We start from the raw sequence: 24,275 nt of genomic DNA, 5'->3' as shown, positions 1-24,275 counted from the left end.
GGATTATAGCGTTTTCCACATGCAAATGGCGGTCGCAGGACATAAACTATGAAATTCAGGTGTTTGTCGTAAGATAGCAGGAAATTCTTCACGCTTTAATAATTGATAACCGCGTTTAGTAAAAAAAGCAACGGCAGTTGTGGTGAGCAAATAGAGTGCGGTTAATTTTTGCTCTTTAGCATATAACTCAGCCATATCAACTAGTTCACTGGCTAAATTGCTATCTCTATAAGGGGATAATACGGCTAATGAACGCAATAGCCCTATATTGCCCCATTCTTCCATACCAATGGAAGCAATACAGGTTAAGCGTTGTTTTACAAGCCAAAAGCGGGGTAAATGTGTAGGCGTTAAGTCTTCAAAGGGAAGGTGGCAATCAGTCAGCAGTTGTTGAATAGCCGATAAATCACTTGCTTCGGCAATAGTAATAAACGCCATGCAATCCCTCGTTTGTCTTATATCTTAGTGATAAAAAATTATTTTTTCTTAAAGGCTTCGACTTGCGCTTTAATCCACGGATAGGTTTTTGCTAATCCATCTTTTAGGGGTTCAGTCGGTTTCCAGCCTAGTTTCTGCATAATCAAGTGATTATCAGAGTTGCGCCCACGCACACCTAATGGACCGGGAATATGGTTTAAGTTTACCTGTTTTCCTGCAATTTCCATAATAATCTGTGCGAGTTGATTAATGGAAACCATTTCCTCAGAACCAATATTGACAGGGCCTGTCCAATCAGAGCGCATTAAACGTAAAGTACCTTCTAAACACTCGTCAACGTATAAAAACGAACGGGTTTGTTTTCCATCGCCCCAAACGTCAATTGTACCACCATCAGCGACTTCTGCGATTTTACGGCACAAGGCAGCGGGTGCTTTTTCGCGTCCATCACGCCATGAACCTTCAGGGCCAAAAATATTATGGTAGCGGGCAACCCGCACAGTTAGGCCATGATTACGTTGATAAGTTAAATATAGGCGTTCACTGAATAACTTTTCCCAACCATATTCACTATCAGGTGCGGCAGGATAGGCTGATTCTTCTGACGTTTTTGGGTCATCAGGATTTAACTGATTATATTCAGGATAAATACATGCTGAAGATGAATAAAAAATCCGTTTTATATTGCGTTTATAGCACACATCCAACATGTTTAAATTAATTAAGGCGGAGTTGTGCATAATATCGGCATCGTTTTCACCCGTAAAAACAAAGCCCGCCCCGCCCATATCCGCTGCCAATTGATAAACTTCATCAAAACAACGGTCAACAACCGCGCGACAATTAGCGGGGTCACGTAAATCAGCAACTAGAAAATCATCCGCTTGAGTGGGCGCGAATTGTGGAAATTTTAAATCGACACCACGTACCCAAAAACCCTCACGTTTTAAGCGATTAACTAAATGACTGCCAATAAATCCTCCTGCCCCACAAACTAAAGCTGTTTTTTGCATAACTATCTCCTAAGAATTGAAAATTTTTAAAAATTGTTCGCTGATTGTATCAATCGCAAAATGTTGTTGTGCATAGTAACGTGCATTGTCGCCCATACTTTGCCGTTCAGTTGGATTTTCTAATAGGGCTTGTGCATGGCGAATAAATCCTTGTTCATCAGATGGATGCACAGTTTTGCCACAATGTGATTGATTAACAATTTTTGCCCCTAAATTATTATCAGGTACAGCAACTAACAGCGGTTTACCGATACAAACATAACTCAGTATTTTTGACGGTACGGAATAAATGGCAGCATCAGGCTCTAAAATCGCCATTAATACATCCGCACTGGATAAAACGGCTGACATTTGTTCAAAAGGTTGAAATGGTAAGATTTTTAAATTTTGTAGGTCTGCCCCTTGTGTTTTTAGCCAGTCCGCACCGATGCCTTGCGAAATGACGACAATGACAACGTCGGGATGAGATTGAAAATGTCGTGCTAAAGCAAGCAATAATTGTGGATTGTGTTTAAAACCCAACATACCCGCATATAAAAACACGGTTTTATCGGCTAATCCTTGGGCGATTGACCATGTATTGCGTTTTGTGGTGGGAGTTAATTCATTGAGTGGTGCCCAGTTAGGAATGACATGAGCATTCGGGTGTTGTCCTGCGTAGTCAGCAAGGGCGGGCAGAAAATCTTCGCTGATAACTACAACTGCATCACTGCGTTGTAACAAGCGTTTTTCCAACCACATGTAATATTTGCCAATAAGACCACCAACAATCGGTAGTTTCTGCTTTAAAATCTTATACGTGGCAAAACCATTTAAATCTTGTACCCAAAACATAAAACGGCTGTTAATTTGTTTTGCGCAGCGTTGGGCGATGGCTTGGGCTTCTAGGGGCGTATTTGCGGATAAAACGATAGTGGGTCGTTCATCACGAATTAATTGCGCAAGGACGCGCCCATATTCCCGTTCTTGTTGCCAACGTTTCACAAAATTATATTTTTGAATTTCTTGTGAGGTTCGCAGGGGAATAATGCGCAGAGTTGCGGGGTCATCCGTTTGTTGTTGTAAATTGCCTTTTGCACCTTCAACGGTTGCACAATAAGCGTGGATAACGGTATAGCCACGTTGTGCTAAAGCGCGGCTGAGTTGTACTTGAAAAGGATGTCCTGCGTAGTCGTGGATGAGGATTTTCATTTAGCGCGAATAGCCTTAATAATTCTATTTAAACCATCTTTGGTTGTTGAGATAACGATATTTGGTTGCGTACCTTTATTCTGATGTGCAACCTAATTTCTATAGCTTTCGCAGAAACTTGATAAATCTTCCAAATATCTGGTATTGGATTTGTTAATGTAGTGTACATAGTGATTTAATCTTAACATTTAATAAGAGCAATCATGAAATATACCTATAAAATTAATAGCTTTTTTTGTTAGAAGCATTATTGCTGTCGTTTTGTTCTACAACAGACCAAAATTCATTCTCACCAAGCGGGGTGTTTAAAAGCTTTAATTTCTTTGATGAAATCCACGGTTCAATATCCCTATATGGTTCATTTTCCTTTTGATTTCTTGGCATATTTTTCTCAGTTTAATAAAAAATTACAACGGCTTCCGCGCTTCCATCGTCAATGTATGCGGTGTCACGAAATCCGATTCGAATTCTTTCGCAAAGACATTTTCGCCCACACCTAAGTCTTGCAAGCTTGTAGTGCGGGTAGGCATACAAATTTGAATATCAATAAATCCTGCCTGTCTCATCAGTTCACATAAATACGTTTCATCAAAAGCGGTTAAATGTTCACTGCGACAGAAAATAAAGTTGATAAAACGCCCGCCTAAACTGTCGCGTTTATCAGGGTAGTCAATAAACCACGCACTATCGCCTTCTACATATTTGCGGCAGGCATTGCCTAAATGAGGAACGCCGATGCGAATACCGCCGCCTGCCCGCACAACGCGAAATAAATCCGCAAAATGCGTGGGAATATGTGGGTCAGGTAGATGTTCTATTACATGGTTAGAAAACAAAACATCAACAGACTTATCTTTGAATGGTAAAGGGTCGCGCAAATCTGCCCATACGTCTAATTTGGCACTGATTAGATTTGCGTCTAAATTCAGCCAACCATCTAAATATTTGCCACGTCCCGGCCCTAGTTGGACTTTTAAGCCTTGTGTAGGACAGCGGAAATGTTTGTAAATTAGCCCATTTATCTTCATGGGATAGCGGGCTAGTGTGTAATAAAGTTGGCGTAGTGTGCGAGAAATCATTGTTTTTTATTGGATGTGGTTTATTGAGTATCAATATTATTATCTAAATCTATCAATAGGATATAGAGATAGATTTAGGTGGAAAATCTTATTCTTGTCGGGTAATCAAATAATCACCTAACACTAATACGTCCATTTTTGTCCTTAAGAAGCAATCAAGGGCTTCTTCTGGACGACAAACAACGGGTTCATTTTCATTAAACGAGGTGTTTAAAACGATGGGAACGCCAGTTTGTTGTTGGAACTGTTGAATAAGTTGGTAGTAAAGTGGGTTGGTTTGTTGTTCTACGGTTTGTAGCCGTCCTGAACCGTCAACATGGGTGACTGCGGGTATTTCTGCACGTTTTTGAGGATGAATGGTAAAAACTTTCATCATAAACGGTACATCATCATCTGTTTCAAACCAGTCGAGTACTGACTCGCGCAAAATAGCAGGTGCGAAAGGGCGGAAAGACTCACGGCGTTTAATCTTATGATTTAAAATATCTTTCATGTCAGGACGGCGAGGGTCTCCGAGAATGGAGCGGTTGCCTAACGCGCGTGGACCCCATTCCATCCGTCCTTGAAACCAGCCTATTACTTTACCTTCTGCAATGGCTTGTGCGGTTTTTTCGCATAATATTGTATGGTCTGTGAGGTGTTGAATGGTGCAGTCAGCCGTTTGTAATTCCGTCTGTTTGGTATCCAAAAGGGTTTTAAAGTCAGTATCGGTAAATTCAGGCCCCCAGTAGGCATGATTCATCACAAATTGAGGGGGCAGCGTACTGTTTTGTTGAAACCATGCGACGTAAGCCGCACCAATTGCACCACCTGCGTCTCCCGGTGCTGCTTGGGCATACATTTTTTGGTAGTGCTAAAGAGAAAGTGATATTAAAATAAGAAAACAGAAGAAAGAGAAGAGTCCCTAAAATGCTAACCTGCCCAAGCTGTAAAGCGACACACATCGTGAAATACGGAAAAACCCGCACAGGGACACAAAACTACAAATGTCGCGAATGCGGACGGAGATTTGTAGAACAACCCACCAAGAAATACATAAGCCAAGAGACGTGGGCACAGGTGGACAAGCTATTAAAAGAAAAACTCTCGTTAAGAGGAATAGCCCGTGTTACGGGAATCTCAGGCACATGGCTACAACATTATGTCAATGGTTTGTATGCGCAACAAAGACTAGAACAAGCGGTTAAAAAAAAGGACAGTTGCGCTTAGAATGCGATGAGATGTGGTCATTTGTTGGGCAGCGTCGCCAGAAAGTGTGGGTATGGTTAGCGTTAGATAGAGACTCACGAGAGGTTGTCGGGATTGCCTTTGGAAAGCGAGATGCGGAGGGAGCGCAAGCACTCTGGGACTCACTCCCAGCGGTATATCGGCAATGTGCAGTCTGTTACACCGACTTCTGGGAAGCGTACCAGAAAGTTCTACCGAGTAAACGGCATAAAGCGGTAGGGAAGGAGACGGGGCTGACCAATCATATAGAGCGATTTAATAATACGTTAAGACAGCGTGTCAGTCGTTTAGTGAGGAAAACCTTATCTTTCTCCAAGAAGATAGAAAATCACATCGGGGCTACTATTTTTTTCATTAATGATTATAACAAATCACTGCTTCTTTAGCACTACCCATTTTTTTAAACGGGGTTTGTTGGTAAATTTTGCCATTAGCGACGGAGTTCATTGCACATCCACCCGCTAAACACAGTTTGTCGCGTTGATAACGAGTATGTAGGTTGTTGAGGAGGTGAAATAATACTTCTTCGTAAATGGCTTGCGTTGAGCGGGCAAGGTCTTTGTGTTGCTGACTTAAAGGTTCTGAGGATTGGCGAGCTTTACCAAGTAATTCTTCTAGTGCTGGTGTGTAAAGTGTGCCAACTTTGGGTGAGCAGTTAAGCCATTCATATTCAACTTTTTCTGTCGCATGTCGAAAATATGTCAGATCTAATTTAAAACGCCCATCTGCTTGGCATTGAACCAGTTGGCGCAGTTCTTTTAGATAGCGTGGCTCACCATAGGGGGCAAGCCCCATTACTTTGTATTCATCACCATAGTTAGGGAAGCCTAAATATTGGGTCATGGCTTGGTAAAACATGCCCAATGAGTGGGGAAAATAAACTTTTCCATCAATGGCGATGTTTGTGCCTTCACCCAACCCCCATGCAGCACTGGCGAAATCGCCAAAGCCGTCAACAGACACTAAAACCGCATCGTTGTAGCCTGATACAAAAAAGGCGGAGGCGAGGTGCGAAAGATGATGTTCGATGTAGTGAATTTTTGCGTGAATATTTTGTTCAGGAAAGGTTTGTTGTAGTGCAGTTTCAATCCCTTGCCATTGTTTGGCGTTTTTTAAACGGTCAACCACAAGGCGTAGCTCTGGGCGTTTTTTCAGGGTGTATAGTACTTTACGCCAGAAGTTGGCTTTGGGGTCGCGGTTAATGGCGATGTGTTCTACTTGTTCTAGGGTGATACCCGCGACTTGTAGGCAGTAGCGTATGGATTCATTTGGAAAACCTGCCCAGTGTTTGATGCGTAAAAAACGTTCTTCTTCAGCAGCAGCGAGGAGTTGTCCATCATGAAGTAGGCACGCTGAGGCATCTCCGTGATAGGCATTAATCCCTAATACATACATGGTATTAACCTTTTTTTGTGGGTTGTTGGGTGGTCGGCTGTAAATAGGCTTGATATTTTTTGGCAATCGGTGAGTCTGGGTCTTGTAGTTCTTCTAGTTTTAAACTCACTTGATATTCATAAAACATTTGTAACACACTGTAGCGGAATCCAATTTTCCCATCTAAAAAACCTAGCTTTATAAAGTACATCCAAATAAATTTAATCAGTGGTCTAAAGGGGAGATAACGATAGGCGATATTTTTTAAAAAACGGTTTCGTTCAGGCCCTTTTGCAAACAGGGAGGGTTTAATTTGTTGGGCATTTACTGTGCCGTAAAGCATGTTAAAAACTTCGACGGCTTCCATACTGGAATAAGTATTTTGACGGTCAAAATAACGGTCTATCCCTTTGTAATCATAGTTAATTAAAGCGTGTTTTAAAAAGCCTGCTTTACCTTGTAATAGCATGTGTTCATGGACTATCCGTTGTTCATAGTGTCCATAGCCTACTTTGAGCAAACGTAATTGCCAATCAGGGAAACGTCCGCCACGTTTAACCCATGTATTCCAAAAATAATTTTTCCGTGCAATATAATAGCCATCACATTCAGGTTGTTGCTCAAATAGTGTTTGAATTTCAATGCGTAGTTCTTCGGTAATACGTTCATCAGCATCAACGATTAACAGCCATTTGTGTTTGAAATTAATATTTTCCATTGCCCAGTTTTTATGCGTGGAAAAATTGTCGAAACGACGTTGAACGATTTTTGCATCTAGTGATTCAGCAAGTGGAATAGTTTGGTCGTCACTGTAAGAGTCGAATACAACGATTTCGTCAGCCCATGCAACGCTGTTGATGCAAGCAACTATATTACGTTCTTCATTTTTGGTGGGAATTAAAACAGAAAGCGGTATGAGATTTGACTCAGCCATTAGGGAATCCTATAAAATCGATGATTCGTGTTGTCGCTGATAGAGTAGCCAAATCAGTCCATAACTAACACAGCCTAATGATGCACCAAATGCATTTGCTATTGCATCATCCCAAGAACCACTGCGATTAGTTGTTAAGGTACTTTGCGCAATTTCTAATAAGCCGCCAATACTAATCGTTGCAAACAAAACGGTAAATAAGACGGTGATGGAAAAACGAATGTTATATGATAGTAAGGTTAGGAAAAATAGCAGTGATAGTATTACATAAGCCATCGAGTGCTCCAGTTTGTCCCACGATAAACCGATAACTGCTTCAGTAGCCGCGGGTCTTATCCATGGATTTAAACTCAGGAAAATTAATAACAGTACGTAAAATATAATAAATGTTAGGTATAAGAAACGGTAGTTGTACATATAGTCGCTCACAAAAAACAAAGCAATGGGTGAAAAGACCGCTACTATTATGCTGTATTTATATTAAAATAGACAAATAAGTAACTCATATAACTTGTTTATCATATATTACTTTCGTTGTGTAGATTGTTGATGACAGGTATTGGGAAAAACGGTTTTCATAGAGGCTTCGTGTATGTTTACTATAAGAAATACCCTGTTTGTTTTATTGAGTTTATGCTGGTTGCACACCAGTGCTATGGCTAGTGTTGTTGGTAAAGTGGAAGCATTGCGCGGGCAAGCCTCTATCGTTGTACCTATTGATAAACAACAACCCTTGAAGATTGGTACTGCATTTGATGTAGGCGATACTATCCGTACTGGTAAAGATGGTGTCGCGCGTTTAATGATGATTGATAAAGGAAAATTTGCTATTTATGAGGAAAGTGAATTGCAGATTCGAGAGTATGATTATCAACAAACGCAAGTTAAATCTGATAAAAGTGCTGTGCATTTAACGGAAGGTAGTTTCCGTTTTTTAACGGGTTTAATGGGAAAACGCTCTCCTGAGAATATTGCGTATGAAACAGAAATAGCAACCTTGGGAATACGGGGGACAGAATGTTTAGTGCGTTATCATTCTGCAACACACCGTTTAGACATTATTGTTATCAAGGGGACTGTCATTGTCTGGTATAAGGGTTACCCTAAAGATAAAAACAAACCTAATTTAGTATTAAACGAGAAAACACACACTGTTATTACCGAAAAAAATGGCGTTTTTGAGGCAGGCTACGAAGTTTATGCAGAGCCAGCAATTGATAGGGGTTGGTATTCTTATGGCAGTGTGCCTAAGGATATTGCAAATGGTTTATCTGTTGCACAAGCAATAGAAAACGCCTTAGATAGGAACGAATCGCCTGCTTTTATTGCGCAACAATTGATTGATTCTGGCGTTGATGCGGTAACCGCCGCAGAAGTGCTGGTGAGCATGTTAATTCAACGGGGTTCAGACAGCGACCGCGAAACAATTAAACGTGATGTGATTAATGCAGTCATTGCTATTATTATCAACGACCCTCAATCAACACCTGAAGTTGCAGCGGCTGTCGCGCGAATAGTGCCTTCTTTTATGGCGTATGAATTAGCGTTAGCCATGGCGATTATTTCCCCGCAGTTTGCAGTACAAATTGTACGAGAAGTCACACTTGTATTTCCTCAAATCGCTTTTTCAATTGCATTATCTGTCATTTTAGCGTTAGAAAATGGGTTAAGTTTGGATGATGGTTTTAGTCTGATTGCATCAATTAAAGCGGCTGTTCTTCCCCTATTGACACCAATAACAACGGATAGAGTAGAAGAGGCTGTTAGTCCTAATCAATAGTTCTAATCATCAATGCTCATCGTTAGTTATTTACTAACGATGGGCTAATTATGCAAACTTGGAATAATGTTCAATACCACTTCTTTTCGTCAGAATCACTATACTTTTTTATTGTTTTTTTGTTTTGTTTTAATGGCTTATCGCAGCCCATTATTGCAGGGTGTATTTGTTTTATTGTTTGTGATGTATGGGATGTTATTGCTCTGGGCAAAAAAAGGATTGGTTATTTCCAGCCATTTTATTTATGCCTGTCTGTTTGTCAGTTTTACTTTTTTTATAACAGAAATATTCTCTGCATTTGAACGAAATTATTATTTTGTTTTGCAAGAATTGAAGTTTTTACCATTATTCCTACTCCCTAAGTTTTTTGAGTCCTTTTTAGATCGTTCAACACTGACTGTTTGGCAACGTAAAAAAATTATTACCGATGCGTGTAAGGGATTTATTATATTAGTTTTATTAATTAATATCGTATATGGTCCGATTCTTGGTGCGTTTCGAGGTACAGGTCCTTTTGAATACAGTATTTCTTTATCGTATGCGATGGTATTTATATTTATTATTTTATTTCATGAACTGTCGCTTAAATGGAAACTCCTACTAACGACCAATATTTTTATGTTAGGTAGTACGATGGGATTCGCGTTATTAGCACTCAGTTGGTTGATTAAGGTTCGCCGTTTATTGTTAGTCAAGGTTAGATTATCTATTTTTTCTAAAGTGGTTTTTGCGATTCCTGTTGTGTTGATTGCACTTTGGTATATCACTGTTTTTCGTGGAAGAGCTGTTTTTGGCGAAGATTTTTGGAGTCTTGACCGTGTGCAGGTTGTGCAAGCCTCATTAGATTATGCAGCCGCTTATTTCACGACAATAGACTATTTATTTGGATTTGGTATAGGTCGTTTGTTAGAAAATTTAGATTTAATTACTTCCACAGATTATCCTGTGGTGTATCACTGGATTATTAAAGATTTTACAGGGGATGGCGAGGTTTTATACTCATTTGTTTTTCATAATGAATATATTCGATTATTCTATAACTTTGGTATTTTTGCGCCCCTAATTTTATTTGCCTTACTCTATAAAGAAATTAATAATAAAACCTTATTTTTAATAATTATTTTAGCTAGCTTAACCAATTCTACGATTTATTCATACATAACCATGTTTGTGATTGCATTAGCCGCTTATGTGAGTAAGTTAGACAAAACGTTGAAAGTCACATCTCAACTATCTGCCCCAATAGTTCTATCAAGACGGTATTCGCTTGTTTAATGGCATTTACCCTTTTTAGTATCTATACTACGGATTAATCAACATAATTAGCTGTTTTATTTGCAGAGAGAATTATTATGCGTAAGCAATATCGATTACTATTTTATTGGTTGTTTATTGTTTGGTTTTGGAGTGGGCAAGTTTATGCTGCTTCTCCAACTTGTACGACAGGTTCAAAGATTTCGAGTGGTGATTTAGCCATTTCAGGTAACTTCACAATTCAAGATGATTTGGGTAAGTATATAAATTTAGGGACAAATAAGGTTACTACACCCTATGTATTTTACGCACCAAATACACATATTGCTATTTCTCGTAAATTTACAGTCAGTAATATTGGGGTTTATGATGCGAGTGTTAATCCGCTATCAGTATCGCTGAGCAATTTTACAACACCAACTTATTTTTCAGCCTCTCCTAATCCGCTAACTGTTCAATTTACAAAGCAGGGTGAATTGATAATTACATGGCTACCATTGGTGGTTGGCGGAATAACGGGAAATGTAGAGTTTTGTGTAGATGACCCGCTTTTTGGTGGACGCTTTGTTATCCCTGTTGAAGGGGTTGTCGAAGTACCTGATTCAACACCCGCTACGCCTATAATGAATGTGTTTAATGGCACGACCCAATTTACGGATGGTCAAACAACACCCTTTGATTTTGGCACAACTGTTGTCGGGACTCCGATTCAAAAAGTATTTAAAATTACCAACACAGGTCCTGGTATTTTACATGTTGGGGCACTCAACTTGCCACAAGGGTTTAGTCAAGTAGGCACATCACCTAGCAGTACGAATCCACTCACTATTCTCCCCGGACTTTCTGAAAACTTCACGGTTCGTTTTGATGCACTAAACGCAGGTACGGTCACAACCCAGTTGTTTTTAAGCAATGATGACCCTGTACGAGATCCTTTTAACTTTGCGATTCGTGCAACGGCTAATATTTATCCTGAAATTGTGGTTTTAATTGATGGGGTTGATACTGCTAATAACAGTCCAACGGCTATCAATTTCGGAACCGTTGCACTGAATAAAGTTGTTCAGAAAAATATTGTGATTAGGAATGCGGGTTCAGTACACATGACGCTGAGCAATCTAACCTTACCATCGGGATTTACTGCCAGTACACCATTACCCACCACCGTTTATGCAGGAACAGATAGCTACTTTACTATCCAAATGGATACGACAACGGGCGGGAGTTTTGGTGGTGCGGTCAGTTTTGTGAACAATGACCCTGACGAAAACCCGTTTAGTTTCACGATTGCAGGCACAGTTGACCCATCACTGCCTACTGATCCAGTCATACCACCACCAACGGGTGTTAGTCCTGAAATAAATGTATTGTTGGGTGCAACAAGTCTTGTGAGTGGTATGACAAGCCCTGTGGACTTAGGCACAGCAATGGTTGGCGATAGCTTTACAAAGAGTTTTATTGTTCAAAACCTTGGTAGTGTTGAAATGCACTTAAGTAATTTGACGCTACCTGCGGGCTTTAGTTTACAAGGAACTTTCCCTACAACCATTTACGCAGGTCTATCTAATACGTTTAGTATCAATGTGGATACTGCTGCAGTTGGTACATTAACGGGTACTATCAGTTTTGAAAACAATGATACGGATGAAAATCCCTTTAGCTTTCCTGTTACTGCAACGGTTAGTGCTGTTCCTGTACCTGTTGATGTTCCCGAAATAGCTGTGTCATATAACAACAACGACATTGTGAATGGAACAATGACCGCTACTAACTTAGGTTCTGCAACGGTAGGTACATCGTTAATCAAAAGTTTTACCATTCAAAATACAGGTACGCTTGCTATTAACCTGAGTAATCTCAGTTTACCAACGGGCTTTACACTTGAAGGCAGTTTTCCTAGTGTGGTTGGTGCGGGGCTTTCTGCAACATTTAGTATTAAAGTGGATACAACAAGTGTTGCCACTCTCATAGGAACACTCAGCTTTAATAACGATGATGCAGATGAAAATCCGTTCAACTTCCCCATTACTGCTACTGTAACGGCTGTTCCGACAACAGGGGGAGGCGGTACGGGTACACCCTCTATACCTGTGGTTTATCCTACAATAGCCTTGTTTGAAGGGGAAACCGCCTTACCCTCTGCACAAACAACCATCGTTGATTTTGGTGCTATCGAGATAGGAACAACGGTTACAAAAACCTTTACATTGAAAAATACAGGTAGCATACCTGTCAATTTGGGTAATTTGATATTACCAAATGCTTTCAGTCTGGTAGGTACATTCCCTAACCAAATTTTGGCGGGTTTTTCAAGCACGATTAATATTCAACTTAACTCGACAACCGCTGGTGGATTTACAGGTTCATTTAGCTTTACAACCAATGATCCTAATAATTCTACCTATCGGATTACATTGACAGCTCAAGTTGATGCGCCTTTTATTAGCGTAACCAGTGGTGACGTAACGATACAAAATGGCGCGACAACAGCACTACTGTTTGGTACAAATACTAAAAAAACTTTTGTTGTTCGTAATATAACGGATGCACCTGTCAGCGTCAGCGATTTAGTATTACCAACGGGTTTTAGTCTCAGTGGTCGTTTTTTAGCAACCACCACCAGCTTAGCCGCAGGTAGTGCAGATATTTTTATTATTCAAAAGGATAGTGAAACTGCTAGCGGTGTTATGCGCTTTAAATTCAATCGTAGTGGGGGGATTAACAAAACCTTTAGCTTTCCCATTGCGGTTACGAATACGGGTGGTGAAACACCTTCCACCTCGCCTGCTAAAATACAACTATTTGATGGTTCTGTAGAAATTACAGATGGTAGCAGTAATGCGACGGATTTTGGCATTGCCAGTGTTGGAACACCTGTGCGTAAAACATTTACCATTGTTAGTGCGGGTAATGCACAACTTAATCTAGGCACATTGAGTTTACCAACGGGTTTTAGTCTGATAGGTAATTTCCCCGCTGTTGTTTATGCAGGACTTTCTAGTAGTTTCACTGTTCAACTGGATGCTTTAACAACAGGAACTTATCAAGGAACGCTTTCGTTTAGCACCAACGATACAAGCAAAACAACCTTTAATTTTCCTATAACAGGTACGGCTGAGTTTTGTCGGGCATTTGCGACTATCCTCCTCAATAGTACTTGCTTTACTTTGCCCGTTATCCAATCCATTGGGATAGTTGAAAAAACAGCGAGTAACACGGTGGATTCGGTTAAGTTTGCAGGGGGGATTTCTGTTAATAGTGGCGCATTTACGCAAACAACCACAATGAATGGCTTTGTGGGTAATCCTGTTGTTGTCGCAGGCAGTGTGCAAGTAAATCCCAGTCATATTGGGCAACAAGCGGATATTATCACAGTGGGAATCTATCGTCCCTTACCCAATTTGGCCGATGCGTGGTATATGATGGATGCTAGCAACCCTGTGTTGTGGGATGCTGATTTTGCAACGCTTACAGCACGACAAACAGGGCTTACCTTGCAAGCAACACAATCTGTTGTGTTATATCAGGGTGAGTTTTTAGCACCCGGACAGCTCTTTATATTCTTTGGTTATCGTTTAAGCGATGGGCAAATTATTTATACGGCTGATAGTATCAATGTGACTATTCAATAATAGTTGTAAAGACGCAAACATCACTGCGTTTTTATAATGTTTGAGAGGGGCGATTATTATCGCCCTTTTTTTATTATGCCAATTGTTCCCCATTGTCTAAATCGATTTCAGGTTGTTTTTCTAGTGCGATACAAATTTCTTGAGCCTTTATCCACTGGGGTTGCTGAGCTAATTGTTGCCATTGCAAGGCTTTTTGTCCGTGCATTCGAATCAAACGGGCTTGTGAAACAGGTGAATGATATGTGCCTAAATGATCAATCACCTGTATAGCTGCCTCTCTGTCTTGACAAATTAATACCATATCGCAACCCGCGTGTAAGGCTTGCTGTGCGCGCGCCGTCACATCCCCCATCACCGCAGCCCCTGCCATACTGATATCATCACTAAAAATAACGCCTTGAAATCCTAGTTGCGTGCGTAAAATATTTTGTAACCAACGTGCAGAAAATCCCGCAGGAATACTATCCACTTTAGGGTAAATCACATGTGCAGGCATGATAGCAGCGAGGTCATTTTTAATCAGACGGGCAAAAGGTACAAGGTCGGTAAATTGAATATCGGTAAAATCGCGCTCATCAACAGGAACCGCATGATGCGAATCTGCAACGACAGAACCATGACCGGGAAAATGTTTGCCTACGGCTGCCATGCCAGCTTGGCGCATTCCTAATAATAATGCTTGCGCTAAATGTGTTATAACATCAGGGTTTTGGTGTAATGCCCTATCCCCAATAACACTGCTAATTCCTTTCCCTAAATCGATGACGGGTGCAAAACTAAAATCGACACCAACAGCTCGTAATTCTATCGCCATTAACCAACCCACTTGTTCAGCATAATGTATCGCTAAACGGGGTTGTTGGTCGTAAAGCTGACCCAGTCGCGCACTGGCAGGTAAACGGGTAAAACCTTGGCGAAAACGTTGCACCCGTCCACCTTCATGATCAACCGCAATTAATAAAGGCGGCGTTCGCAGTGCATGAATGTCGGCTGTTAATGCAGCAACTTGTTCAGGAGATTCATAATTACGGCTGAATAAAATAACGCCACCAACGAGAGGATGTTTTAATAACTCACGTTCTTCTATCGTTAAATACAGACCTTCTAGGTCTATCATTAAATGCCCAAGTGCCATAGTAGATTCCAATTTTTAAGAAATAAGAGAATAAATTATATTTTAAGTTTTGATATGAGATTTATCATATAAAGTTCTGTTTTAGAATGTATCAAAATAAGTCAGGATAAATTGTTTTTTAATTAAATCTTTTTAAATCAAAGTTATCTATGTGATGATTTTGTGTAGCCGTTCACACAAGATGTTTTATTAATCTCGATTTATTTAGTACGATGCTTTAATTATAAATAACTATTGAATTTTTGTGCTAAAACACAAATTGAATCAATATGTCCAAAATTATAACCAGCTAAAATTAAGTGCAAATAATCTAAAGCTGTCTAATCAGTATTAAACGTATAAATTGCCCGCTCTAACACATTTAAAGCTATTGTAAGGTTATACTTATAACTGTTGATTCGATATTGATAATGCTTTGCACGACTAATAATAATGGCTTATCGTTTGCATAAAACACGTATATTCCCTATAAAAAACAATTAACACTAAAATAATGTGGGAAAAATAATTTTGGCTTTTCATTATCTTATTTAGTAAAGATATTTCTCCTGAATCTCGAATACTAATAACAACATCAAAGGAGTTTGACCCCATGTTGAATTTACCGAATTATCAAGTACAAACACAAATCTATGAAAGTGCTAACTCTGTTATTTATCGTGGTGCAAGAAACAAGGATAATTTGAAGGTTATCCTCAAGGTGTTAAAAGAAGATTACCCTTCACCTGAAGAATTGATGCGCTATCGGCAAGAATATGAAATAACACGCTGTCTTGATCAAGTTGATGGTGTGGTTAAAGCCTATAGCTTGGAAAAACTCCAGAATACATTGGTGATTGTGTTAGAAGATTTTGGTGGAGAGTCGTTAAAACACCTCATTGTAAAACGCCGTTTAACCGTGCAAGAATTCTTACCGCTGGCAATTCAAATTGCAGATAGCCTAGACCATTTGTATGCCGACCACATTATTCATAAAGATATTAATCCTGCGAATATCGTTTGGAATCCAGAAACTAATCAGTTAAAAATTATAGATTTTGGAATTGCCAGCCGTCTGCCACGCGAAAACCCAACCCTTAAAAGCCCCGAGCAGCTAGAAGGGACATTGGCTTATTTGTCTCCTGAACAGACAGGGCGAATGAATCGTGTACTAGATTATCGGACAGATTTGTATTCTCTAGGGATTACCTTTTATGAATTATTAACAGGACAATTGCCTTTTACTTCAACGGATTTATTAGAAGTGATTCATGGACATATTGCTAAACGTCCTGAACCTGTTTGTCAGATAAATGCAGATGTTCCACCCATTTTATCTGATATTATCATAAAGTTAATGGCAAAAAATGCAGAAGACCGCTATCAATCTGCTTTTGGTGTGAAGCATGATTTACAAGTTTGTTTAGCCCACATTGAGCATTTAACCCATTTTTCTTTTGGATTAGCGCAACAAGATATTTCAGGCAGTTTTCATTTACCGCAAAAACTCTATGGACGTGAAGCAGAAATTCATACGCTGTGGCAGGCTTTTGAGCGCGTAAGTCAGGGAACGGCCGAGTTGTTGCTGATTGCGGGTTATTCAGGGATTGGTAAAACCGCGCTAGTACAGGAAATCTATAAACCCATCACGGCAAAACGGGGTTATTTTTGTGCAGGTAAATTTGACCAGCTACAACGTAATATTCCTTATTCCGCGTTAATTCAGTCTTTTAGACAACTTATTCAACAACTACTAACTGAGTCTAGCGTGCCACTAGAATGTTGGCAACAACGCTTATTAGCCGCTGTTGGTTGTAATGGACAAGTTATCAGTGATGTGATTCCTGAAATAGAACTATTGTTAGGAAAACTCCCCCCTGTGTCGCCGTTGCCACCTACAGAGGCACAGAATAGATTTAATTTTGTTTTTCAAAATTTTATTCGTGCTTGCTGTCAAGTAGAGCATCCCCTCGTTATATTCCTAGATGATTTACAGTGGGCTGATTCTGCAAGCCTTAAGTTAATGAGCTTGATGATGAGCGATATTCCCTATTTATTTTTAATCGGGGCTTATCGAGATAATGAAGTTAATGCAACACATCCCTTGCTGACCACTTTAAACGAATTACAAAAAACGTCAGTGACCATACAAACGGTAACGCTTACCCCATTGGGTTTACCACATATCGTACAGTTTCTTGCAGATACGCTAAATCTGAAAAAAGAGTTGTCCACATTGGCTAAATTGCAGGGATTGGCTGAATTACTGTTGGAAAAAACGGGCGGAAACCCTTTCTTTTTAGGCGAGTTTATCAAAACGTTATATACAGAAAGTCTATTACAATTTGATTGTCAAAAACGGGCTTGGGTATGGGATTTAACGCAAATTCAAGCACGGAATATCACCGATAACGTAGTAGAATTAATGGGGAATAAAGTTAAGCAATTACAGCCAACAACCCAACATATTTTGAAACTAGCCGCCTGTTTAGGTAATACCTTTGAGCTGGTGACATTGGCTAAAATTGCTAAAAAGTCTATTTCAGAAGTACAAATCCAACTGTGGCAAGCCTTAACAGAAGGTATGATTATAACCGTTGGCAATACCTATAAATTTATTCATGACCGTGTACAACAATCTATTTACGCACTGATTCCAGAGGCAGAAAAACCTGCCTTACATTGGACTATTGGGCAATTGTTATTGCAAGATTCAACCGCAACAGAAAATCGTCTATTTGAAGTAGTTGACCATCTTAATATCGGGTTACATCTGCTTACAGAGAAAGATAAATCTAAAATAGCGCAATTAAATTTGTTAGCAGGTAAACGGGCAAAGATGTCTGCCGCGTTTGATGCCGCATTAAAATATTGTGTCTTTGGATTGCAATTATTAGAGCAAGACACATGGAAGACGCACTATAACTTCACGTTAGAACTCCATTCATTAGCCGCAGAAATGGCCAGTTTAATAGGCGATTTTAAACAACTAGATGTATTATTTACGCTTATCACTAAACATGCTAAAACACCTGTGGACATGGCAAGTGCGTATGAAAGCAAAATTCATGGCTATATGTCCGAAGGGAAACTACAAGAAACCCTAGATACGGCACTAGAAATTTTAAACCGTTTAGGTTTGGCACTTCCTAGTTATCCAGACGATGAGGCATTTCAAACCGCATTAAGAGAATTGCAGGCTCGTTATACGACAACAACGATTGAGGACTTGGTCAATTTGCCCGAAATGCTAGATAAAACCAAATTAGCTATCATGCGTGTTGTCGCAAAATCTACAGCGGCTGCCTACATTGGCAGACCCAAATTATTCTTATTGCTTATCTTGCGTCAGGTTGATTTATCCATTACGCATGGTAACACCAGCGAATCCGCCTATGTGTATGCGTGTTACGCGCTGTTACTTTGTGGGGTTACTAACGATTTAGACACAGGTTATCGTTTTGGACAACTAGCGACCAAACTGCTAGAAAAATCAGGGGATACCAAATTTAAATCCAAAACCCTTGAAGTGGTTAATGGTCATGTTTGGCATTTTAAGCAAGCACTAAAAGACACACTGCCTAATCTAGAAATCGGCTATCAAAGTGGTTTAGAAACAGGGGATTTAGAATACGCAGGATATAACGCCTTTTTCTACTCCTGCAACGCTTATTTTGCAGGCACAGAACTGCAAGAATTAGCGCGACAAATGACCTGTTACAATGATGGTATGCAACGCATACGAGCAGAAACAGGGATTCGTTGGCAAAGTTCGTTTCGACAAGCCGTATTTAACCTGTTAGGGCAGGCAGAATCTTTGCCACAATACTTGGATGGACAAGCATTCAATCAATCACAGATGTTGCCCCTCCTGCAAAACACAAATAATCAATCCGCATTAGCAGCTTTCTATGTTAATACACTAATACTCTGCTATCTATTTGATGACTACGAGAAAGCCCTAGAAAATGCAACACTTGCAGAACAGCATAAAGGCGGCATGTTCGCCATGGTGTCTGTTCCCGTAGCAAATTTCTATGAATCACTCACTTGCCTACAAGTGTACACACTCCGTGATGCAAAACACCAAACAGTTCTTCTCAATAAAGTAATAGCGAATCAACAACAACTAAAACATTTCGCAGACCACGCACCCATGAACCATCTACACAAATTTTTGTTAGTAGAGGCTGAGTTAGCACGGGTATTGGGTAACCGTTGGAAAGCAATGCAAGATTATGAAAATGCGATTCAAAACGCGCGAGAAAATGATTATATTCAAGAACAAGCCCTTGCCTACGAACTTGCTGCACGTTTCTACCTCATGCAAGGCATGGATAAATTCGCCCAAACCTATTTACAAGAAGCACGATACCACTATCAACAATGGGGTGCATTAGCCAAAGTCAGCCAGCTAGAAGCCAAATATCCACAATGGCTTACTGCTAAAACAGCACCTGTCATTCCAACTATTGACAGCTTAACCAGCACGGCTACCGTGATGATGAGTACGCGAACACGCATCCGTACATCAAATTGGTTAGACCTAGAAAGCGTTATGAAAGCCACGCAAGCCCTGTCTGGTGAAATGGTACTCAGCCAATTACTAGAAAAAATGATGCACATTGTCATTGAAAATGCGGGTGCAGAGCGCGGACTGCTGATTTTAAAACAAGATGGACAATGGTTAATTGAGGCAGAAGGCGCGTTTAAAAGTGAAGAAGTAACCGTTTTACAATCGTTACCCATAGAAGGACGCACACCTACCGCGATTATCAACTACGTCATGCGGACGCGCGAAGCCGTTGTTCTAGCCAACGCACGCCAAGAAGGCATGTATGTACAAAACAGCTACGTTCAACAACAACAACTCAAATCTGTTTTATGTAACCCCATTATTCATCAGGGAAAAATGATGGGGATTTTATACTTAGAAAACAATGTAACAGAAGGCGCGTTTACCCCAGCCCGTTTAAAACTCTTAGAAATGCTTTCTTCGCAAGCCGCTATTTCACTAGAAAATGCACTGCTATACCGCACTTTAGAACAAAAAGTTGAAATCCGGACGGCACAGCTAGCAGCGGCCAACCAACAAATCACCGCCTTAAATGAACAACTAAAAGCTGAAAATTTACGCATGGGTGCTGAATTAAGCGTTGCGCGCCAACTACAACAAATGGTTTTACCCCGCGAAGAAGAACTACGACAGATTGAAGCACTAGATATTGCCTGCTTTATGGAACCTGCTGTAGAAGTTGGTGGTGATTACTACGAAATACTCAACCATGACGGACGAGTAAAAATCGGGATTGGCGATGTCACAGGACACGGGCTAGAAAGCGGCGTGTTAATGCTCATGGTACAAACCACCGTGCGGGCATTATTGCTAGCGGGTATCAATAATCCAAAAGAATTCCTAAATATTGTCAATCAAACGATTTACCAAAATGCCCAACGGATGCAAACCGACAAAAATCTTACTTTGTCACTGTTAGATTACCACGACGGCAAATTGCAACTGACAGGACAACATGAAGAAGTGCTACTGGTGCGGAAAAATGGGCATATTGAACGCATTGATACGCTAGGCTTAGGATTTATGGTGGGCATGGAGGCAGATATTTCCCCTTGGATTGCACAACGAGAAATTCAACTAGAATCAGGGGACGGCATCGTATTATATACGGATGGGATTACCGAAGCCCGCAATGTAACAAAGACCAACTATGACATTCAACGCCTATGCACAATTGTCAGCCGTTATTGGCATCAAAGTGCTGCCGAGATACAACAAGCTGTCATTGCTGATGTACGACAACACATTGGCAAACAAAATATTGCCGATGACATCACCCTGCTGGTATTAAAACAACGTTAAGATTAATCGGCTAAAACATAATGTTAAAAAAGCAAATACGCCTTATTTGCGTCATATCTGCCGTGGGTTTTGCACAAACCGCCTCGGCTTGGCAACTGCATTTTCACAATGCCGACCAACAAGCCTTGGATGCGTTTGCGCAAGGTCATTATGCGGTTGCCGCTTCGCTGTTTACTGACCCTTATAATCAAGGCATTGCCTTATATCGGGCGGGGAATTTTGAACAAGCCGTTAAAGCCTTTGCAACGGTAGAAACCCCGACCCGTTTAATCGATGCAGAATACAATTTAGGCAATACCTATTATCAACTGGGTGAATACGATAAAGCCCTACTATCCTATCAAAAAGTGTTAAGTGCAGACCCAACCCATACGGATGCACAACACAATCTCGCCCTCACCCAAAAACGCCTAGAAAAACCGCAACAGCCCAACAATGGCGGTGCCGATAAAAGTCAACAACCGCAACCAGAAACAGGCGATAAAAAAGGCGGCGAACTTGATAAAGGACAAAAAAGCCAAGACACACAAAAACAGGATAATGCAAAAGGGGGCAGCGATAACATCGGCGACAAGCAAGGCGGACAACAAGGCGAGCTAGAAGCCAAACAACAAGGACAAAAATCCGCAACACCGCCCGACGTAAACCGTGATAAACAACGTCAAGGTGGAGAGACACCGCTAACCCAACCCGTGACACCGCCAGACAATCCCCCCATTGATGACAGTAAAAACCAACAAGCGGAGCAGGGCGAAGAGACCAATAATCCCGCGCAAAAAGCAGCACTCTCTTCTTTTGCAACCCCCGCAAATCATGCCAACGAAGCAGAAATGCTGGCAGATATTTTGTTAAATCGCGTAACAGACAACCCTGCTAAATTGTTACAACAACAGTTTCAGTTAGACGCGGAAAAAACCTCATTGCCACCACCACACCAACCTTGGTAAAAAATATATTAATAAAATAATCAAGCGATTAGGCTAAAACCGCCAAGCATATCCTGCAAAAATGCTGACCGTATAATCTTTTTCTAACAAAGGACTATCCGCAATCTCACTGCCCAATAACTCGTAATTAATGCCCGCCGTAATTCCCGAATTTGCCATAAAAAAATAATTCGCGCTTAATCCTGCCGTTAAATTAAAGCTAGATTCTCCAACATAGGACGGACGGTCTAAACGCGCTTCTTCTGCACGAACACCATAATAATAATCAACCATATCTGCACTTAACCACATGACCCCAACCGTAGGCGTGAGCCGTAAAACAGACTGTCCTACACCGCCAAATACAAGGTTATATCCAATTTTCGCGCTCAACTCTTGCCCGTTGCTCTTCCCTAACACGTCAGACACAGCCGTTGTATTTAAAATAATCCGCCCAAACTGCATATTGACGGCTAACCCCATATCTAACGACTTATCACGGTCTTCCATACCCGCTAGATAATCACTATCACCTGCGTCATAGCCTTCTAACCGTGGTTTGGCAATCAAGTCGACACTCCCCTGTAAATCATCGATTAGCTTATAACCCGTTGTTAAACCCTGAATATAAAAACGCTCGTACTTTAAATTTATCAAGGGAATAGGTAAAACAGTATCATCCGTTTCTTTATAGGGTTCTGCTTTCCACAACACACCAAGCCCAATACTGCCTTTCCAGCCTGTTCCTGTTGGTGAGGCAGCATAAACGGGGTTTAGCAGCAGTAAAAATCCGCATAAACCCAGTATTTTGTGTCGTATCATATTTTTTACCTTATGAATAACGCAGCGCGTTATATACTGAATTGGCGTAATTTATTAAAAAAATTAACAACTTGATGGTCAGTCGGTGTAGCACGTTCCAACAAATAATTATAAATTTCCATGTCTTGCCAGTCTAATATAGCCTCAAATAAGGCTTTTTCCTCAGTAGAAGCTGAAGGATAGGCATTATCTAAATACCGAGTAAAAACAATGTCGAGTTCCTTCATCCCACGTCGACAATGCCATTTGAGTTTTGAGAGATTGCTCATAAAAAATCCTATTTGTAAATTGCAAATATCAATAATAAAATCAAATATAAACCCGTTATTCTTATCCTGAAGCAGGATATTGCTAATTTTATAGCAAAGTGATAGCTTTTAAAAAACTAATACAATGATAAATAATATGAAAAACTTATTTAAATTCTTAAAAAAGTCAATCTCCACAAAAAAGGAAAATTCTTTTTTTAAGGTAGAAACATTTCAGGCGTTTAATTTTCTGTCGACGATGGATTTAGAACAACAAATCGTTGCTAATAATATATCTTCTGTTAATGGATGGTGTAGTGTTTGTAACAAGATGACCGCAATGATTTTCTCCCATTCACTTCATCATGCAATAAAAAATGGCATGTTTATTAACTGGCGAGAAGATGCTATTTGCCAAGAATGCCATTTCAATGCTAGAACACGTGCAACGGTTGACTTAGTCGATAGGCTTATTTTAACAGGTATAAAATCGGCGTATGCCACAGAAGCGGTTACACCCTTGTATTTCGCTTTAAAAGAGAAGATTCCAGCCTTAATAGGCAGTGAATATTTGGGTGAAGATAAAATCGGTGGTCATCTTTATCCTTACCAAGAAAAAAGAGTATCTCATGAGGATATAACCAAATTATCTTTTTCAGACAATAGTTTGGGGTTAATTCTATCATTTGATGTACTTGAACACGTAAATGACTATAAACTTGCCCTTACAGAGATTTATAGAACGCTTAAACAAGGCGGACATACCCTTTTATCAACGCCGATTAATCCAAGATTAAAATCTACAGTAACAAGAGCTTATATTGATAATACAGAGGGTCAAGTCAAGCATTTATTAGAACCTGCTTATCACCATAATTTTATTGGTAATGAGGGAATTTTATGCTTCCATGATTTCGGAGCTGACCTTGTTGATTTACTTTATGCGATTGGTTTTAGCGGGGTTGATATTTTTATTGCACAATCTGCAACTCGTCATTATTACGGTGATTTTATTATATTTCTGTATGCTACAAAATAATGCTTTCATTATAAAGTAAACATCAAGGCGTTAGAGATGGTTTTTTTCAAATCGCGCGACTAACACCGCTAGGATAACATCGCTCAAGGCGATGTTATCCCTTTAATTACGTATTATCCCAACCATTCATAAATATCCATCCCATTATTTTTACAACAGCTTTTTTGGCAGGCTTCAGCAATATTGTGTTTGACTTTGCCTTTTTGTATCCAATGGCTTAATGCTGCTTTTACCGTTTCTGGGTCACGATTAAAATGATTGGCTAAATCAGTAAGTGTTACTTGGTTACGTTGAATTAAATAGAGTTTTAGTGTTGTTAGTGTCAT

Annotated in this window: 20 protein-coding genes; 7 read left to right on the top strand and 13 right to left on the bottom strand. The window is 40.1% G+C overall.

Features of this window, described 5'->3' with window-relative positions; genetic code table 11:
- Window positions 1–3: 3 nt before the first annotated feature.
- From arsN2 to AL038_RS05745, 6 genes are all read right to left on the bottom strand, one after another.
- A complete protein-coding gene (arsN2, locus tag AL038_RS05770; protein ID WP_062150303.1) occupies window positions 4–438 on the bottom strand; it encodes an arsenic resistance N-acetyltransferase ArsN2 in 435 nt (144 codons plus the stop codon).
- A 38-nt stretch (window positions 439–476) separates the two neighbouring features.
- Window positions 477–1,451 carry an NAD-dependent epimerase/dehydratase family protein gene (locus AL038_RS05765; RefSeq protein WP_062150300.1) on the bottom strand — a complete coding sequence of 325 codons (975 nt, stop codon included), beginning with the start codon at window positions 1,449–1,451 and terminating at the stop codon, window positions 477–479.
- Between the two features lie 9 nt (window positions 1,452–1,460).
- A complete protein-coding gene (locus tag AL038_RS05760) occupies window positions 1,461–2,642 on the bottom strand; it encodes a glycosyltransferase family 4 protein (RefSeq protein ID WP_062150298.1) in 1,182 nt (393 codons plus the stop codon).
- A 222-nt stretch (window positions 2,643–2,864) separates the two neighbouring features.
- The gene (locus AL038_RS05755) at window positions 2,865–3,026 is read right to left on the bottom strand and encodes a hypothetical protein (protein ID WP_161575438.1); all 162 of its coding nucleotides are present in this window, start codon (window positions 3,024–3,026) and stop codon (window positions 2,865–2,867) included.
- A gap of 23 nt (window positions 3,027–3,049) precedes the next feature.
- Window positions 3,050–3,721, bottom strand: coding sequence for a class I SAM-dependent methyltransferase (locus tag AL038_RS05750; protein WP_062150296.1), 672 nt, complete (start codon window positions 3,719–3,721; stop codon window positions 3,050–3,052).
- An 88-nt stretch (window positions 3,722–3,809) separates the two neighbouring features.
- Window positions 3,810–4,562, bottom strand: a complete 753-nt coding sequence (locus tag AL038_RS05745; protein WP_062150293.1) for a carbamoyltransferase C-terminal domain-containing protein — start codon at window positions 4,560–4,562, stop codon at window positions 3,810–3,812.
- A gap of 68 nt (window positions 4,563–4,630) precedes the next feature.
- On the opposite strand from AL038_RS05745, the gene AL038_RS05740 reads away from it, so the two are divergent.
- Window positions 4,631–5,334, top strand: a protein-coding gene (locus AL038_RS05740; RefSeq protein ID WP_414635091.1) for an IS1 family transposase whose coding sequence is annotated in 2 segments (ribosomal slippage) — window positions 4,631–4,910 and window positions 4,910–5,334 — 705 coding nt in all. Because the reading frame shifts where the segments join, the coding sequence is not laid out codon by codon here.
- On the opposite strand, the gene AL038_RS05735 is transcribed toward AL038_RS05740, so the two are convergent.
- From AL038_RS05735 to AL038_RS05725, 3 genes are read right to left on the bottom strand one after another with little or no spacing between them, the layout of a single operon-like run.
- Window positions 5,303–6,343, bottom strand: a complete 1,041-nt coding sequence (locus tag AL038_RS05735) for a carbamoyltransferase N-terminal domain-containing protein (RefSeq protein ID WP_062150290.1) — start codon at window positions 6,341–6,343, stop codon at window positions 5,303–5,305. The genes AL038_RS05740 and AL038_RS05735 overlap by 32 nt on opposite strands.
- 4 nt (window positions 6,344–6,347) lie before the next feature.
- Window positions 6,348–7,256, bottom strand: coding sequence for a glycosyltransferase family 2 protein (locus AL038_RS05730; protein ID WP_062150287.1), 909 nt, complete (start codon window positions 7,254–7,256; stop codon window positions 6,348–6,350).
- 9 nt (window positions 7,257–7,265) lie between these two features.
- Window positions 7,266–7,673 (bottom strand): VanZ family protein, encoded by a 408-nt coding sequence (locus AL038_RS05725; RefSeq protein WP_272898040.1) that lies wholly within the window; start codon window positions 7,671–7,673, stop codon window positions 7,266–7,268.
- Window positions 7,674–7,848: 175 nt separating this feature from the next.
- Between AL038_RS05725 and AL038_RS05720 the strand changes: the two genes are divergently transcribed.
- From AL038_RS05720 to AL038_RS05710, 3 genes are all read left to right on the top strand, one after another.
- Window positions 7,849–9,036, top strand: a complete 1,188-nt coding sequence (locus tag AL038_RS05720; protein WP_062150281.1) for a FecR family protein — start codon at window positions 7,849–7,851, stop codon at window positions 9,034–9,036.
- A gap of 132 nt (window positions 9,037–9,168) precedes the next feature.
- Window positions 9,169–10,311: a hypothetical protein gene (locus AL038_RS05715; protein ID WP_145917063.1), complete on the top strand. Its 1,143-nt coding sequence runs from the start codon at window positions 9,169–9,171 to the stop codon at window positions 10,309–10,311.
- Window positions 10,312–10,388: 77 nt separating this feature from the next.
- A complete protein-coding gene (locus AL038_RS05710) occupies window positions 10,389–13,922 on the top strand; it encodes a choice-of-anchor D domain-containing protein (RefSeq protein ID WP_062150277.1) in 3,534 nt (1,177 codons plus the stop codon).
- 73 nt (window positions 13,923–13,995) lie between these two features.
- Here the strand turns inward: AL038_RS05710 and nagZ are convergent, their stop codons facing one another.
- Window positions 13,996–15,057: a beta-N-acetylhexosaminidase gene (gene nagZ, locus AL038_RS05705; RefSeq protein WP_062150273.1), complete on the bottom strand. Its 1,062-nt coding sequence runs from the start codon at window positions 15,055–15,057 to the stop codon at window positions 13,996–13,998.
- 592 nt (window positions 15,058–15,649) lie between these two features.
- Between nagZ and AL038_RS05700 the strand changes: the two genes are divergently transcribed.
- Together AL038_RS05700 and AL038_RS05695 are read left to right on the top strand one after the other, a co-directional pair.
- Window positions 15,650–20,914 carry an AAA family ATPase gene (locus AL038_RS05700; RefSeq protein ID WP_062150271.1) on the top strand — a complete coding sequence of 1,755 codons (5,265 nt, stop codon included), beginning with the start codon at window positions 15,650–15,652 and terminating at the stop codon, window positions 20,912–20,914.
- A 20-nt stretch (window positions 20,915–20,934) separates the two neighbouring features.
- A complete protein-coding gene (locus AL038_RS05695) occupies window positions 20,935–21,861 on the top strand; it encodes a tetratricopeptide repeat protein (protein ID WP_062150268.1) in 927 nt (308 codons plus the stop codon).
- A 33-nt stretch (window positions 21,862–21,894) separates the two neighbouring features.
- Here the strand turns inward: AL038_RS05695 and AL038_RS05690 are convergent, their stop codons facing one another.
- A complete protein-coding gene (locus tag AL038_RS05690) occupies window positions 21,895–22,662 on the bottom strand; it encodes a MipA/OmpV family protein (protein ID WP_062150265.1) in 768 nt (255 codons plus the stop codon).
- A 29-nt stretch (window positions 22,663–22,691) separates the two neighbouring features.
- Window positions 22,692–22,931 carry an FAD assembly factor SdhE gene (locus tag AL038_RS05685; RefSeq protein ID WP_062150263.1) on the bottom strand — a complete coding sequence of 80 codons (240 nt, stop codon included), beginning with the start codon at window positions 22,929–22,931 and terminating at the stop codon, window positions 22,692–22,694.
- 136 nt (window positions 22,932–23,067) lie between these two features.
- Here AL038_RS05685 and AL038_RS05680 point away from each other — a divergent pair, with 136 nt between their 5' ends.
- Entirely contained in the window at window positions 23,068–23,949 is an 882-nt protein-coding gene (locus AL038_RS05680; protein WP_062150261.1) for a class I SAM-dependent methyltransferase, read from the top strand.
- Window positions 23,950–24,062: 113 nt separating this feature from the next.
- Here AL038_RS05680 and AL038_RS05675 read toward each other — a convergent pair whose 3' ends face one another.
- Window positions 24,063–24,275 carry a FeoC-like transcriptional regulator gene (locus AL038_RS05675; RefSeq protein WP_062150260.1) on the bottom strand — a complete coding sequence of 71 codons (213 nt, stop codon included), beginning with the start codon at window positions 24,273–24,275 and terminating at the stop codon, window positions 24,063–24,065.

The organism is Beggiatoa leptomitoformis (assembly GCF_001305575.3).
GTDB lineage: Bacteria > Pseudomonadota > Gammaproteobacteria > Beggiatoales > Beggiatoaceae > Beggiatoa > Beggiatoa leptomitoformis.
The sequence above is the reverse complement of the archived record's forward strand: the minus strand, read 5'-3'. Positions and strand labels throughout refer to the sequence as shown.

Bases quoted from the DNA above. Each gene is read 5' to 3' on its own strand.
- AL038_RS05755 (WP_161575438.1), bottom strand. From the start codon at position 3,026: ATGCCAAGAAATCAAAAGGAAAATGAACCATATAGGGATATTGAACCG.
- nagZ (WP_062150273.1), bottom strand. From the start codon at position 15,057: ATGGCACTTGGGCATTTAATGATAGACCTAGAAGGTCTGTATTTAACG.
- AL038_RS05735 (WP_062150290.1), bottom strand. From the start codon at position 6,343: ATGTATGTATTAGGGATTAATGCCTATCACGGAGATGCCTCAGCGTGC.
- arsN2 (WP_062150303.1), bottom strand. From the start codon at position 438: ATGGCGTTTATTACTATTGCCGAAGCAAGTGATTTATCGGCTATTCAA.
- AL038_RS05680 (WP_062150261.1), top strand. From the start codon at position 23,068: ATGAAAAACTTATTTAAATTCTTAAAAAAGTCAATCTCCACAAAAAAG.
- AL038_RS05730 (WP_062150287.1), bottom strand. From the start codon at position 7,256: ATGGCTGAGTCAAATCTCATACCGCTTTCTGTTTTAATTCCCACCAAA.
- AL038_RS05675 (WP_062150260.1), bottom strand. From the start codon at position 24,275: ATGACACTAACAACACTAAAACTCTATTTAATTCAACGTAACCAAGTA.
- AL038_RS05710 (WP_062150277.1), top strand. From the start codon at position 10,389: ATGCGTAAGCAATATCGATTACTATTTTATTGGTTGTTTATTGTTTGG.
- AL038_RS05715 (WP_145917063.1), top strand. From the start codon at position 9,169: ATGGCTTATCGCAGCCCATTATTGCAGGGTGTATTTGTTTTATTGTTT.
- AL038_RS05765 (WP_062150300.1), bottom strand. From the start codon at position 1,451: ATGCAAAAAACAGCTTTAGTTTGTGGGGCAGGAGGATTTATTGGCAGT.
- AL038_RS05725 (WP_272898040.1), bottom strand. From the start codon at position 7,673: ATGTACAACTACCGTTTCTTATACCTAACATTTATTATATTTTACGTA.
- AL038_RS05695 (WP_062150268.1), top strand. From the start codon at position 20,935: ATGTTAAAAAAGCAAATACGCCTTATTTGCGTCATATCTGCCGTGGGT.
- AL038_RS05700 (WP_062150271.1), top strand. From the start codon at position 15,650: ATGTTGAATTTACCGAATTATCAAGTACAAACACAAATCTATGAAAGT.
- AL038_RS05720 (WP_062150281.1), top strand. From the start codon at position 7,849: ATGTTTACTATAAGAAATACCCTGTTTGTTTTATTGAGTTTATGCTGG.
- AL038_RS05745 (WP_062150293.1), bottom strand. From the start codon at position 4,562: ATGTATGCCCAAGCAGCACCGGGAGACGCAGGTGGTGCAATTGGTGCG.
- AL038_RS05750 (WP_062150296.1), bottom strand. From the start codon at position 3,721: ATGATTTCTCGCACACTACGCCAACTTTATTACACACTAGCCCGCTAT.
- AL038_RS05760 (WP_062150298.1), bottom strand. From the start codon at position 2,642: ATGAAAATCCTCATCCACGACTACGCAGGACATCCTTTTCAAGTACAA.
- AL038_RS05685 (WP_062150263.1), bottom strand. From the start codon at position 22,931: ATGAGCAATCTCTCAAAACTCAAATGGCATTGTCGACGTGGGATGAAG.
- AL038_RS05690 (WP_062150265.1), bottom strand. From the start codon at position 22,662: ATGATACGACACAAAATACTGGGTTTATGCGGATTTTTACTGCTGCTA.